Here is a 13,293-nt window from a genome sequence, read left to right as displayed (position 1 = left end):
CGCGGGGGCTGCCCGCATCGCCCCCGAGTTTATCAGGCGCACGCTGCCCCCCGCGACGTGGCCGCACGCACCGCGGGACGAACGGCACGATGCCGCGTGCGGCCTGCCGCCCCCGGGTTGTATACTGCGCAACTTTCAATCGCTTACGGCAGTATCGAGGGTCATATGGCTGGTCATTCGAAGTGGGCCAATATTCAGCACCGCAAGGGGCGCCAGGACGAAAAGCGCGGCGCCGCATTCTCCAAGCTGGCAAAGGAAATCACCGTCGCCGCCAAGATGGGCGGGGGCGACCCCGGCTTCAACCCGCGCCTGCGCCTGGCGGTGGACAAGGCCAAGGGCGTCAACATGCCCAAGGACAAGATCGACAACGCGATCAAGAAGGGCACCGGCGAACTCGAAGGCGTCACCTACGAGGAAACGCGCTACGAGGGCTACGGCATCGGCGGCTCGGCGATCATCGTCGACTGCCTGACCGACAACAAGACCCGCACCGTCGCCGACGTGCGCCACGCCTTCTCCAAGTACGGCGGCAACATGGGCACCGACGGCTGCGTGGCCTTCCAGTTCAAGCACTGCGGCCAGTTGCTGTTCGCCCCCGGCACCGACGAGGATGCGCTGATGGAAGCCGCGCTCGAAGCCGGCGCCGAGGACGTCGTCACCAACGAGGACGGCTCGATCGAGGTCGTCACCGGCCCGTGGGAATTCACCACGGTGAAGGAAGCGCTGGAAAAGGCCGGCTTCACCGCCGAATTCGGCGAAGTGACGATGAAGCCGGAAAACGCCATCGAACTGGCCGGCGACGAAGCCGTGCGCATGCAGAAGCTGCTCGACGCGCTGGAAAGCCTGGACGACGTGCAGGAGGTCTACACTTCGGCGGAAATCGGCGAGTAAGCTGTCGCCGATCGATCCGCAAGAATCCGAGAGCGGCGCCCGGCGCCGCTTTCTTTTTTCCGCCGGCCCCGCCACCCGATCATGCCGCATCCCGCCTCTCCTGCTTCCTGGGCCCAGCGCCTGACCCCGCTGCTGTTCGTGCTGTTGTGGAGCACCGGCTTCATCGGCGCCAAGTTCGGCCTGCCCTATGCCGAGCCCCTGACCTTCCTGCTCGCCCGCTACGTGCTCGTGATCACGCTGATGACGGCACTGGCGCTGGCGATGCGCGCGCCCTGGCCCGCCAGCCCGCGTGAGGCCTTCCACATCGGCGTCACCGGCCTGCTGGTGCACGCGCTGTACCTGGGCGGCGTGTTCATGTCCATCGATCGCGGCCTGCCCGCCGGTGTGTCGGCGCTGGTGGTGGGCATGCAGCCGCTGCTGACTGCGGCCTGCGCCGGCCTGCTGCTGGGCGAACGCGTCTCGCCGCGGCAATGGCTGGGGCTGGCGATGGGCTTTGCCGGCGTCGGCCTGGTCGTCGGCAGCAAGGCAACGATGGACGGCGTCGCGTCCGGCGCCCTGCTGCACATGCTGGCGCCGGCGCTGGCGGCGCTGGTCGGCATCACCGCCGGCACCCTGTACCAGAAGCGCTTTTGCCCGCGCTTCGACCTGCGCACCGGCTCGGTGGTGCAATTCCTGCCCACGCTGGCCGTCACCGCACTGATCGCCAGCCAGACCGAAACGATGGCCATCGACTGGAGCGGCGAATTCATCTTCGCCCTGCTGTGGCTGGTGCTGGTGCTGTCGCTGGGCGCGATCAGCCTGCTCAATCTGCTCATCCGCAGCGGCAGCGCGGTCAACGTCGCCAGCCTGTTTTACCTCACGCCGCCGACCACCGCGCTGATCGCCTGGGCGATGTTCGGCGAGACGCTGACCGGCATCGCGCTCGCCGGCATGGGCGTGGCCGTGGCTGGCGTATGGCTGGCGCGCAAGGGCTAGAATGCGGCTTCCCCCACAGCGGAGAACGGACCATGCTGATGACCACCACTTCCACGCTCGAGAACCGCCCGGTGCGCCAGTATCTGGGGGTCGTCAACGGCGAAGCCATCATCGGCGCGAACATCTTCAAGGACATGTTCGCGTCGATCCGCAACGTCGTCGGCGGCCGTGCCGGCGCCTACGAACGCACGCTGTCCGACGCCCGCCGCATCGCGATGGACGAGATGCAGGCCGAAGCGAAGAAGCTCGGCGCCAACGCGATCATCGGTATCGACGTGGACTACGAAGTGCTCGGCGCGGACAACGGCATGCTGATGGTGTGCGTCAGCGGCACCGCCGTGCAGACTTGAGCGCCGCACCCTCCGCCTCGCGCAGCGTCGCCACCCGCATCCTGGGGCTGGACCCGGGGCTGCGCATCACCGGTTTCGGCCTGGTGGACCAGCTCGGCAGCCAGTTGCGCTACGTCGCCAGCGGCTGCATCAAGACCCAGGACGGCGAACTGCCCGGCCGCCTCAAGACCCTGCTCGACGGCGTGCGCGAAGTCATCGCCACCTACCGGCCCGACGTGGTCGCGGTCGAGAAGGTCTTCGTCAACGTCAACCCGCAATCGACGCTGCTGCTGGGCCAGGCGCGCGGCGCGGTGATCTGCGGCGCCGTCTCCTGCGAACTGCCGGTGGCCGAGTACACCGCGCTGCAGGTCAAGCAGTCGGTGGTCGGCTACGGCAAGGCGGCCAAGGAACAGGTGCAGCACATGGTGCAGCGCCTGCTGGCGCTCGATGCCAGCCCCGGCCCGGACGCCGCCGACGCACTCGCCTGCGCCATCTGCCATGCGCACGGCGCGCAGGGGCTCGGCGGGCTGGCGGGCGCCGGTACGCGGCGGCGCGCGGGCCGCATCCTGGCCTGATCAAAAAATATCCGCGCGGATATTGCGCCGGATGGCAAGCCTCTCTATAATTCGCGGCTCTTGATCGACGGAAACGCCGATCCGCCGCAAGGCACCGGGGGTATAGCTCAGTTGGTAGAGCAGTTGACTCTTAATCAATTGGTCCTAGGTTCGAGTCCTAGTGCCCCCACCAGATAGATGAAAGGCCGATTCGAAAGGGTCGGCCTTTTCGCTCCCGAAAGTTGATCGATCGGGAGCAGGCAGGATCTGCCCATGTAGCTCAGTGGTAGAGCACTCCCTTGGTAAGGGAGAGGCCGGCAGTTCAATCCTGCCCATGGGCACCAGGCAGTCCAGGGTTTACGCGGGAATAGCTCAGTTGGTAGAGCGCAACCTTGCCAAGGTTGAGGTCGCGAGTTCGAGACTCGTTTCCCGCTCCAGTTTCATCCTTGCGCTCCACTAGGCGCGCAAGTTCGGAGTGGTAGTTCAGTTGGTTAGAATACCGGCCTGTCACGCCGGGGGTCGCGGGTTCGAGCCCCGTCCACTCCGCCAGCTTCAAGTTCGAGCCATGCTTGAGCAAGATTTTCAAAGGCCGAAGATCTTGTAAAAAGCGTTAGTGGTTTGCTACAATGCACGGCTCGTTGTGGGGGTATAGCTCAGCTGGGAGAGCGCTTGCATGGCATGCAAGAGGTCAGCGGTTCGATCCCGCTTACCTCCACCAAGTCGAAGTAAAAGTGGTTGCAGTACCGCAGTCCCCATCGTCTAGAGGCCTAGGACACCGCCCTTTCACGGCGATAACCGGGGTTCGAATCCCCGTGGGGACGCCAATTCAAGGCGTTTCAGCCCTTTCGGGCTGGAAAGCAGGCCGGCAGATTGCCGGTGCAGTTCAGTGCGGAGTGGTAGTTCAGTCGGTTAGAATACCGGCCTGTCACGCCGGGGGTCGCGGGTTCGAGTCCCGTCCACTCCGCCAAGCATCAAAAAACGGAACGCCAATCCTTCGGGGTTGGCGTTCCGTTTTTGCATTGCCGCTTTGCACTGCCGGCGAGAAAGCCGGCACTGCCGGCCGGCTCCTCCCATCCGGCAAAGCGGTCAATCAAATGCGGAAATCGGTCAGGCGGCGCTCTTCAGCAGCGTGGCCGTGGCTGTCGTGCCCTTGCTGACCGCATCGACCGTGGCTGCGGCGGCCTGATCCACGTTGGCCTGTGCGGCTTCGGACACCTGCTTGACCAGTTGGGTCGCACCTTCGTAGGCCGACGATGCATTGACCACCGCGGTCTTCAGCGCCCGGACGGCGAGGTCGGAGCCCACCGGCACATTGCGGTTGAGGCCCTCGAGCGCCACGATGACGCTCTGCAGCCATTGCGACATGCCCGCCTCGGCCAGCTTCAGCAGTTCGGCCTGGCTCTGGCTGGCGACGCTGGTGAATGCCTTGGCATAGGCAAAACCCTTCTGCAGCGCCGGGGTGATGGTGCCGAGCTGCAGCGCGGCCAGGGCCCTGGGATCGCGCACGGCAAGCGCGGCCTGGCTCAACGCGATCGTGTCGTCGAGAATCGAACGCGTGGTGTTCAGGTTCAACGCGGTGAGGTGCTCGACGGTCGACAACAGGCTGTCACTGGCGGCAGACACGTCGTTGACGCGCGCCTCGGCAGTGGTCTTGAACGTGGCGAGGATTTTTTCGGGTGACGCGGTCATGGTGTGCTCCTTGGTCTGGTGACACCGGAGAAGTTCTGTGGTGTGCATTTATGTTGCACTGCAACATAAATTTAGGCAAGCATTTTGTTACACCCGCCCGCAAGGATTGAAGATGCCTTGCTAGGCGCCGCTGCCGGCGCGCTCGCACACCCCCGGCTCACCCACGCCCTGCAGGCACGGGCGCGGCGCGGCCTCGTTCGACCAGGTCGTCCAGTCAGGATCGGGCAGCTCGGCGAAAACGCGCCGCAGGCTGGCACCCCACTGGTTGTGGATCATGTCGAAATAGGGGTTGTCGCCATCGATGCTGACGTGGCGCCCCACCTTCAGGCTGTCGCGCTTGTAGATCAGCAGGTCGAGCGGCAAGCCAACCGACAGGTTCGAGCGGATCGTGGAGTCCATCGAGATCAGCGCGCATTTGGCGGCCTCGTCGAGCGAGGTTCGGCAATGGACGACGCGGTCGAGGATGGGCTTGCCGTACTTGGATTCTCCGATCTGGAAATAGGGCGTGTCGCACGAAGCCTCGATGAAGTTGCCGGCGGCATAGATGTTGAACAGCCGCGGCGGCTCGTCGGCGATCTGCCCGCACAGGATGAAGGACGCGTTGAAGTCGACGCCGAACTGCTGCAGCGCCTCGGCGTCGCGCTGGTGCACGCGGCGGATGGTGTCGCCCACCAGGCGCGCGCACTCGAACATCGTCGGCGCGTTCCACAGACTCTGGCGGTCCTGCACCGCGGCATGCTCGCGCAGGATGTTGATGACCGCCTGGGTGATGGCGAGGTTGCCAGCGCCCATCAGTACCAGCACGCGGTCGCCGGCGCGCTCGAAGACGGTCATCTTGCGGAAGGTGTTGATGTGGTCGACGCCCGCGTTGGTGCGGGAGTCGGACAGACAGACAAGCCCCTCGTCGAGGCACATCGCAACGCAATAGGTCATGCAGGCGGTCCTGTCGGGTCATTGCTCGGCGCCGCGCTCCGACACCCCGGCCGGGGGCGGCGCCACGAATCGTTCAGGCGGCAACCGGAACGAGAAAGTTGTCGCCGATGCGGTCCCCCAAGCGGTTGATGCGCTCCAGGAAGCGTTCGAGCCAAGGGTGCAGGCCGGTCTCGAAGATGTCGTCCATGCGGCCGTAGTGCAGTGCGGCGTGCAGTTCGCCGGCCTGGCGCGCGGCCTCGGCCGAGTGCAGGTTGGCGATCTGGCCGAGGATGTCGTTGACCTCGTCGACGCAGGCGTGCAACGAGCGCGGCATGGCGTCGTTGAGGATCAGCAGCTCGGCCACCTTGTAGGGGGTGATGACGTCGCGATACACATGGCGGTAGGTCTCGAACGCCGACACCGAGCGCAGCAGCGCGCCCCACTGGTAGTAGTCGGTGGTGCCGGTCGGGCTTTCGTGCTGCGGCAACAAGCTGTGGTACTTCACGTCGAGCAGGCGCGCGGTGTTGTCGGCGCGCTCCAGGAAGGTCCCCAGGCGCACGAACTGGAAGGCGTCGTCGTGCAGCATGGTGCCGAAGGTGACGCCACGCAGCAGGTGGGAGCGGAACTTGACCCATTCGAAGAATTCGCCCAGGTCGGTCGCCTGCAGCTTCTCGGGCGTCATGTCGCGGATCTCGAGCCAGGTGGCGTTGGTGGTTTCCCACATCTCCGCGGTCAGCGTGCCGCGCACCGCGTGCGCGTTCTCGCGCGCCGCGCGCAGGCAGTTCCACACGCTCGACGGGTTGCCGCGGTCGAGCACGACGAAATCGATGACGTCGCGCGCGCTCAGCGGCCGGCCGCTGCGGGCGAATGCCTCGGTCAGTTCGCTGATCGCGAGGATCGCGCCCCAGCCATCGTCGCCGTTGCCGTTGTTGCGCGGCAGCAGCGACATGCGGTACGAAACGTCGAGCATGCGCACGGTGTTTTCCGCGCGCTCGGTGTAGCGCGCCATCCAGTAGAGGTGGTCGGCGGTGCGGCTCAGCATGGTCGTTCTCCCAGCGTGATCGGATACGGATGCGGATACAGGATTCGGCCCGGGCTCAGCCGACGACCCAGGTGTCCTTGGTGCCCCCGCCCTGCGATGAGTTCACCACCAGCGAGCCGGCCTGCATCGCCACCCGGGTGAGGCCGCCGGGCACCATGCGGATTTCCTTGCCGCCCGACAGCACGAAGGGGCGCAGGTCGATGTGGCGCGGCGCGATGCCGGCCTCGACGAAAGTCGGACAGGTCGACAGCGACAGCGTCGGCTGGGCGATGTACTTTTCCGGCGCAGCGACGATGAGCTGGCGGAAATGCTCGATCTCGGCGCGGGTCGCGGCCGGCCCGACGAGCATGCCGTAGCCGCCTGCGCCATGAACTTCCTTCACCACCAGCTCGGGCAGGTGGTCGAGCACGTAGGCCAGGTCGTCCTTCTCGCGCAGCATGTAGGTGGGCACGTTGTTGAGGATGGGCGCCTCGCCCAGGTAGAAGCGCACCATCTCCGGCACGTAGGGGTAGATCGACTTGTCGTCGGCGACGCCGGTGCCGACGGCGTTGGCCAGCGTCACCCGGCCCGCGCGGTAGGCCGACATCAGTCCGGGCACGCCGAGCATGGAATCGGGGCGGAACACCTGCGGATCGAGGAAATCGTCGTCGAGCCGGCGATAAATGACATCGACCCGCCGCGGCCCCTGCGTGGTGCGCATCCAGACCGTGTCGTCGTCGACGAACAGATCCTGCCCTTCGACCAGCTCGACGCCCATCTGCTGGGCGAGGAAGCTGTGCTCGAAATACGCGCTGTTGTAGGCACCCGGCGTCAGCAGCACGGCGGTGGGGTCGAGCACGCCGGCCGGCGCCACGGCGCGCAGGGTTTCCAGCAGCAGGTCGGGGTAGTGCTCCACCGGCTGCACGCGGTAGCGCGAGAACAGGTCGGGGAACAGCCGCATCATCATCTTGCGGTTCTCGATCAGGTAGCTGACCCCCGAGGGCACGCGCAGGTTGTCCTCCAGCACGTAGTACTCGCCCTTGCCGTCCGCGCCCGCCGCCCGCACCAGGTCGATGCCGGCGATCATCGCGTACAGCCCGCCGGGCACGTCCACGCCCTTCATCTCGGTGCGGAACTGGGCGTTGTTCAGCACCTGGTCGGCGGGGATGCGGCCCGCGCGCAGGATCTCCTGGCCGTGGTAGATGTCGGCGAGAAAGGCGTTGAGCGCCTTCACGCGCTGGCGCAGGCCGGCCTCCAGCGCCGTCCATTCGTCGCCCGGGATGATGCGCGGCAGCAGATCGAATGGAATCAGGCGCTCCTTGCCCCCCTCGGCGCCATACACGTTGAAGGTGATGCCGACGCGGTGAAAGGCGACGTCGGCCTCGCTGCGCTTGCGTTCGATGCGCTCGCGCGGTATTCCCGCCAGCCATTCGGCGTAGCCGAGATAGTGCGCCCGGACCGAGCCGTCGGCGGCGTGCATTTCGTCATAGGGTTTCGCGGCGGTCATTTTGCTGTCTGCGATCATGGTTGGACTCCCTTCCAAGCCATCTCAGCAGAAAGCGTGCCAACTTACCGGACCACACGGAATGCGGCGCGTGCGCATGATCGCCGCGTGTGCACCGCGCTGGTGCGCACCAGCTTGGCATCCGATGCATCATCGTGGTGCGTGCAAGTCGCCGCATCTCCCCTCCTCCACCGGCATTACCGTCACCGCGACGTCCACGGCATGGCTGGCTCCGCCCAGGATCACCCCGCGCAGCGGGCACACGTCGCCGTAATCGCGCCCCCAGGCCAGTGTGATGTGGCCCAGGCCCGGCTGCACGTCGTTGGTGGGGTCGAACTCGACCCAGCCCATGCCCGGGCACCACACCGCGACCCAGGCATGGGACGCATCGGCACCAACCAGCCGCGGCTGCCCGGGCGGCGGCTCGGTGAGCAGGTAGCCGGACACATAGCGCGCCGCCAGGCCCAGCGCTCGCAGGCAGGCGATCATCATGTGGGAGAAGTCCTGGCACACCCCGTGGCGCTCGGCGAAGACCTCGGCCACCGGCGTGGCGACGCTGGTCGCCGCCGGGTCGAAGCGGAACTCGGCGTGGATCAGCGCCGACAAGGCCTGCACCGCCTCCAGCAAGGGGCGCCACGGCCTGAAGCAGCGCGCCGCATACGCGGCATAGATCGCCGTTTCGGCGCCGAGCGCGACGAAGGGCGAGGCGAAGCGGTACTGCCCGGCGTCCCGCGCGTCGGCCTGCAGCGGCGCGTGGCCCGACAGCGCATCGCGCAGATGGTCGCGCGCGGCTTCCCACGGCAGGCTGCGCGCGGCTTCGGGCCAGTCCCGGGCGTGCACGCCGACATGGCTCACTGCCTGCACGCAAAGCAGCTCGTGCGGCATGTAGAGGCCGAAGCGGGTCGTCGGGTTGCCGAAGAAATCCAGCCGCTCGCTGCGCGTGGACGGCTGCGGCGCGATCGTGAGGCGATGCCCGCACAGGCGCTGGCGCGGCATCGCGCGCGGGCTCAGGTGGGCGATCTGCTGCGACAGCAGGACCGGGCTGGCATAGCGGTAGGTGGTGTCGTGGGTGATCTCGTAGAACTGCATCGGCGCGGCGCCATCGCCCGGCACGCAGGAATCGTCAGCGCGAGGCGGTTGCATGGCTGCGCGCATCCAGGTGGGTGAAGTAGCGGTGCGAGACCGCGTCGGCCAGGGCGTTGCCCGCCCCCCAGATGCGCCCCAGCAAGGACCCGACGGCTTCGCGCGCCTCGCGCGCGGCCGGCTGCGCAGGGTCGAGCGACAGGTCGTCGAGGCAGGCGCAGTGGCGCTCGGCATCCAGTTCGGCCAGCAGAGCCTGCAAGGGTTCGCCCAGCGCCCTGCCATCCGGCAGGCGGGCGACGTGCCCGACCAGCGACTCGATCTGGTAGCGCAATGCGCGCGGATTGTCGGAATCGAACATCACCAGTTCGGCGACCGGCCGCGGCGCGAGCCCGCGCGTGTTGCGGCTGCGGTAGCGGACCTCGCCGTCGGTGACCGCCAGCAGCGCCTCCAGCGCGCCCGGCTCGGGCACCGGCAGCAGGGCGGACAGCGCCGAGGTCAGGAACTGCAGGCGTTCGATGCGCCGGCCGATCGACAGGAAGCGCCAGCCAGCATCGCGCGGCATGCTCTCGATGACGAAGCCCGACAAGGTCACCAGCGACAGCAGCGACTCATCCAGCCGCTGCATCGCCTCGCCCAGGCCAGGCGCGGCGGGCACGGGCGCGGCGAACTCCGCCAGCCGGTTGTAGATGCGCCAGCTGTCGGGCGACAGGCGGTCGCGCAGTTGCGACGCCAGGCGCAGCACCCCGCGCAGGTTGGCCACCACGCTGCCGCTGTGGCGCGCGTCGAACAAGGCGCCGGCCAGCAGTTCGATGCCGCACTCGGTGCCCGGCGGACGTCCGGCGGGCGGCGGCGATGCGTCCGGCACGGCCTCGTCCGCCTCGTCCTCCGGCGGGGACAGGCGCAGGCCACAGCGCTGGCACAGGCTGGCCAGCGCCGCCAGCGTCGGCGTCGCCCACGGCCCGTCCGCATCGTCCGGCGCCTCGGCCGCCGGATGCTCCAGTTCCGCCAGGCCGCCGAGCCGGCGCAGGGTCTCCCGCCCCAGGCGCGCCGCGCTGTCGGCGCGCTCGCTGTAGCGGCCGAGCCAGAAGAAGTTCTCGGCCACCCGGCTCGCCAGGCCGGGCACCGGCATGCTGCGCTCGCGCGGCGCGATCTGGCCCGGCACCGCCGGCACCGGCCGGCGCGCCACGGACGCGGTGTCGCTCAGCACCCATGCATCCTTGCTGCCGCCGCCCTGCTGCATCGACACCACGCGCATGTCGCTCTCGGGCGCGACGCGGACGAGGCCGCCCGGCATCACGCGGAACCCGTCGGGCGACGCGGCGACGAACACGCGCAGGCCGATGTTGCGCGCCACCAGCCCGCGCCGCGCATCGGCGTCGTCGGCCAGCACCGGCGCCTGCGAGATGTTGACCATTTCCTGCGCGACGAACTCGAAAGGCCGTTCGGCGATGCGCGCGGCCAGCGCAGCGAGCTCGGCCGCCGGCAGGTCGCGGCAGAACACGGGGCCGCCGCGCATGGCCGGGTAGGCGGGCTTGACCACCAGTTCGCGCAGGTGCGCCAGCGCATAGGCACAGGCTGCCTTCTCGCCGCACCACCAGGTCGCCACCGACGGCATCTTCAGCTTCTGCCCCAGCAGGTGCTCGGCCAGGCGCGGCAGGTAGCCCAGCAGCGCCCCGGTTTCGAGGATGCCGCTGCCGAGCGCGTTCGCAACCGTGACCCCGCCCGCGCGCACCGCCGCCACCAGCCCGGCCACGCCCAGCGCCGAATCGTCGCGCAGCTCCAGCGGGTCGCACCAGATGTCGTCCACCCGGCGCAGGATGACGTGCACCCGGCGCAGGCCGTCGAGCGTGCGCAGGAAAACCCTCTCGTCGCGCACGGTCAGGTCCTGCCCCTCGACCAGCGGGAAGCCCAACTCGCGGGCGAGGAAGGCGTGCTCGAAGTAGGTCTCGTTGTACGGCCCGGGGGTCAGCACCACGATCAGCGGCGCCGCGCCTTCGCCGTTCCCTTCGCCATCGTCCGCCGCGCCGGACGGCGCCAGCGCGGCGAGGCTGTCGCGGAAGCCCTCGAAGAAAGGCACCAGCGGCTGCGCACCGGCCGCGCGGTACAGCTCGGGCAGTGCGCGCGCGACCACGCCGCGGTTCTCCAGCGCGTAGCCGGCGCCGGACGGCGCCTGCGTACGGTCGGCCACCACCCACCAGCGACCGTCGGGAGAGCGCGCCAGATCCACCGCATACAGGTGCAGGAACAGGTCGCGCGGCTGCTTCACGCCCACCAGCGGCCGCAGGAAGCCGCTGTGACCGTAAATCAGCGCGGGCGGGATCAGGCCGCGCTGCAGCAGGGCCTGCTCGCCGTAGAGGTCGGCAAGGATGAGGTTGAACAGCGTCGCGCGCTGGATGACGGCGACCTCGATCTGCGCCCATTCCGCCGCCGGCAGGATATAGGGCAGCAGGTCGAGGTCCCACGGCCGCTCGAAGCCGCGCGGATCGGCATACACGTTGTAGGTGATGCCGTTCTCGTGCACCTGGCGGCGCAAGGTCGCCCGCCGCGCCGCCGTCTCGGCCGGCGGCATGGCGGCCAGGCGCTGGAAGAAATCTCGCCAGTGCGGCCGCACCACCACGACGCTGCCGATGCGCTGGCACAGTTCGTCGTAGCGGTCCGGCCGCGCGGCATAGCGGGCGAGCAGCTCGGGCGGATGTTGCGGCTGGACCTGCATGGCCGATTCAGCCCTGGCGGCGCAGGTCGAGGGTGAAGGGGAAGTCGGCATTGCGCTCGGCCGGCACGGGCGCGATGCGGCCCGGCGTATGGCCGGTGGCGGCGAAGCGCGCCAGGCGCCGCCCTTCGGCCTCGTACGGATTGACCGGGTAGGCTTCGTAGTTGCGCCCGCCCGGATGGGCGACGTGATACACGCAGCCGCCCATCGAGCGCTGCATCCAGCCATCGACGAGATCGAAGGCGAGCGGCGCATGCACGCCGATCGTCGGGTGCAGGCAGGACGGCGGCTGCCATGCGCGGTAGCGCACGCCGGCGACGAACTCGCCCGCCACGCCGGTCGGCTGCAGGGGCACGGCGCGGCCGTTGCAGCTCAGCACGTGGCGGTCGTCGTTGAGGCCGCTGACCTTGACCTGCAGGCGCTCCACCGAGGAATCGACGTAGCGCACCGTGCCGCCGGCGCCACCCTCCTCGCCCATCACGTTCCACGGTTCGAGCGCCATGCGCAGTTCGACCTGCACGCCGCGCGCGGCGAACTCGCCGTACTTCGGGAAGCGGAACTCGAAATGCGGCGCGAACCAGCCGAATTCGACCGGGTAGCCGGATTCGCGCAGTTCGTCGATGACGTCGCGGAAGTCCTCCGCCACCCAGTGCGGCAGCAGGAAGCGGTCGTGCAGCTCGGTACCCCAGCGCCGCAGGCGATCCGGCGCGTAGGGCCGCCGCCAGAAGCGGGCGATCAGCGCGCGCAGCAGCAGTTGCTGCGCCAGGCTCATGCGCGCATGCGGCGGCATCTCGAACGCACGCAGTTCCAGCAGGCCGAGGCGGCCGGTGGGGCCGTCCGGGCTGTAGAGCTTGTCGATGCAGAACTCGGCGCGATGGGTGTTGCCGGTGGCGTCGATCAGCAGGTTGCGCAGCAGGCGGTCGATCAGCCAGGGCGGCACCTGCACGCCGGGGTCAGGGAACTGCTGGAAGGCGACTTCCAGCTCATGCACCGAGTCGTGGCGCGCCTCGTCGACGCGCGGCGCCTGCGAAGTGGGGCCGATGAACAGGCCGGAGAACAGGTAGGACAGGCTGGGATGGTTGTGCCAGTAGCTCACCAGGCTGCGCAGCAGGTCGGGCCGGCGCAGGAAGGGCGAATCCCCCGGCGTGGCGCCGCCGAGGACGAAGTGGTTGCCGCCGCCGGTGCCGGTGTGGCGGCCGTCGAGCATGAACTTCTCGGTCGACAGGCGCGACTGGCGGGCCTCGTCGTAGAGCGTCGTGGTGCGCTCGACCAGTTCGTCCCAGGAGCCGGCCGGGTGGATGTTGACCTCGACCACGCCGGGGTCGGGGGTGATGCGGAAGTGCGACAGGCGCGGGTCGGACGGCGGCTCGTAGCCTTCGAGCACGACCGGCAGCGCGAACTCCTCGGCCGTGGCCTCGACCGCGGCGACGATCTCGAGATAATCCTCCAGCGCCGCGGTGGGCGGCATGAAGAGGTGCAGCAGACCGCCGCGCGGCTCGGCGCACATCGCGCTGCGGGTGATCCAACCGGCCGACTCTAAGCGCCCCGGCACGCGCGCGGGGCCGCTGCGCTCGTCGCGGCTGGCCAGCGCCGCGCTGTCCGCGCCGGGCAATGGCAGCGCAGCG

11 protein-coding genes and 7 tRNA genes are annotated in these 13,293 nt (G+C 68.6%); 11 read left to right on the top strand and 7 right to left on the bottom strand.

Annotation, left to right across the window (positions count from 1 at the left end; translation table 11 throughout):
- Window positions 1–165: 165 nt before the first annotated feature.
- The 11 genes from C666_RS04075 (at window position 166) to C666_RS04025 (ending at window position 3,716) form a co-directional block, all read left to right on the top strand.
- Window positions 166–891, top strand: a complete 726-nt coding sequence (locus tag C666_RS04075; protein WP_004334126.1) for a YebC/PmpR family DNA-binding transcriptional regulator — start codon at window positions 166–168, stop codon at window positions 889–891.
- An 81-nt stretch (window positions 892–972) separates the two neighbouring features.
- Window positions 973–1,866: a DMT family transporter gene (locus C666_RS04070; RefSeq protein ID WP_004334124.1), complete on the top strand. Its 894-nt coding sequence runs from the start codon at window positions 973–975 to the stop codon at window positions 1,864–1,866.
- 32 nt (window positions 1,867–1,898) lie between these two features.
- Entirely contained in the window at window positions 1,899–2,216 is a 318-nt protein-coding gene (locus C666_RS04065; protein WP_004334122.1) for a heavy metal-binding domain-containing protein, read from the top strand.
- The gene (gene ruvC, locus C666_RS04060) at window positions 2,213–2,770 is read left to right on the top strand and encodes a crossover junction endodeoxyribonuclease RuvC (RefSeq protein WP_004334121.1); all 558 of its coding nucleotides are present in this window, start codon (window positions 2,213–2,215) and stop codon (window positions 2,768–2,770) included. The genes C666_RS04065 and ruvC overlap by 4 nt, the downstream gene beginning before the upstream one ends.
- A 96-nt stretch (window positions 2,771–2,866) precedes the next feature.
- A tRNA-Lys gene (locus tag C666_RS04055) sits at window positions 2,867–2,942 on the top strand.
- A 76-nt stretch (window positions 2,943–3,018) separates the two neighbouring features.
- Window positions 3,019–3,093, top strand: a tRNA-Thr gene (locus C666_RS04050).
- Between the two features lie 17 nt (window positions 3,094–3,110).
- Window positions 3,111–3,186, top strand: a tRNA-Gly gene (locus C666_RS04045).
- 35 nt (window positions 3,187–3,221) lie between these two features.
- Window positions 3,222–3,298: transfer RNA gene (locus tag C666_RS04040), tRNA-Asp, on the top strand.
- A gap of 93 nt (window positions 3,299–3,391) precedes the next feature.
- Window positions 3,392–3,467: transfer RNA gene (locus C666_RS04035), tRNA-Ala, on the top strand.
- A 30-nt stretch (window positions 3,468–3,497) separates the two neighbouring features.
- Window positions 3,498–3,573, top strand: a tRNA-Glu gene (locus tag C666_RS04030).
- A 66-nt stretch (window positions 3,574–3,639) separates the two neighbouring features.
- A tRNA-Asp gene (locus C666_RS04025) sits at window positions 3,640–3,716 on the top strand.
- A gap of 140 nt (window positions 3,717–3,856) precedes the next feature.
- On the opposite strand, the gene C666_RS04020 is transcribed toward C666_RS04025, so the two are convergent.
- From C666_RS04020 to C666_RS03990, 7 genes are all read right to left on the bottom strand, one after another.
- A complete protein-coding gene (locus C666_RS04020; protein ID WP_004334119.1) occupies window positions 3,857–4,438 on the bottom strand; it encodes a phasin family protein in 582 nt (193 codons plus the stop codon).
- Between the two features lie 120 nt (window positions 4,439–4,558).
- A complete protein-coding gene (locus tag C666_RS04015) occupies window positions 4,559–5,371 on the bottom strand; it encodes a proteasome-type protease (RefSeq protein WP_004334116.1) in 813 nt (270 codons plus the stop codon).
- Window positions 5,372–5,444: 73 nt separating this feature from the next.
- Window positions 5,445–6,392, bottom strand: coding sequence for an alpha-E domain-containing protein (locus C666_RS04010; protein WP_004334114.1), 948 nt, complete (start codon window positions 6,390–6,392; stop codon window positions 5,445–5,447).
- A 55-nt stretch (window positions 6,393–6,447) separates the two neighbouring features.
- Window positions 6,448–7,878, bottom strand: a complete 1,431-nt coding sequence (locus C666_RS04005; protein ID WP_028791894.1) for a circularly permuted type 2 ATP-grasp protein — start codon at window positions 7,876–7,878, stop codon at window positions 6,448–6,450.
- A gap of 147 nt (window positions 7,879–8,025) precedes the next feature.
- Window positions 8,026–8,964 carry a transglutaminase family protein gene (locus C666_RS04000; protein ID WP_028791893.1) on the bottom strand — a complete coding sequence of 313 codons (939 nt, stop codon included), beginning with the start codon at window positions 8,962–8,964 and terminating at the stop codon, window positions 8,026–8,028.
- Between the two features lie 34 nt (window positions 8,965–8,998).
- Window positions 8,999–11,671: a circularly permuted type 2 ATP-grasp protein gene (locus tag C666_RS03995; RefSeq protein ID WP_004334107.1), complete on the bottom strand. Its 2,673-nt coding sequence runs from the start codon at window positions 11,669–11,671 to the stop codon at window positions 8,999–9,001.
- Window positions 11,672–11,678: 7 nt separating this feature from the next.
- A partial coding sequence (locus C666_RS03990; protein WP_004334105.1) for a transglutaminase family protein occupies window positions 11,679–13,293 on the bottom strand: 1,615 nt, incomplete at its 5' end.

Origin of the sequence: Thauera linaloolentis 47Lol = DSM 12138 (genome assembly GCF_000310205.1) — a bacterium.
Taxonomy (GTDB): Bacteria; Pseudomonadota; Gammaproteobacteria; order Burkholderiales; family Rhodocyclaceae; genus Thauera; species Thauera linaloolentis.
The sequence above is the reverse complement of the archived record's forward strand: the minus strand, read 5'-3'. Positions and strand labels throughout refer to the sequence as shown.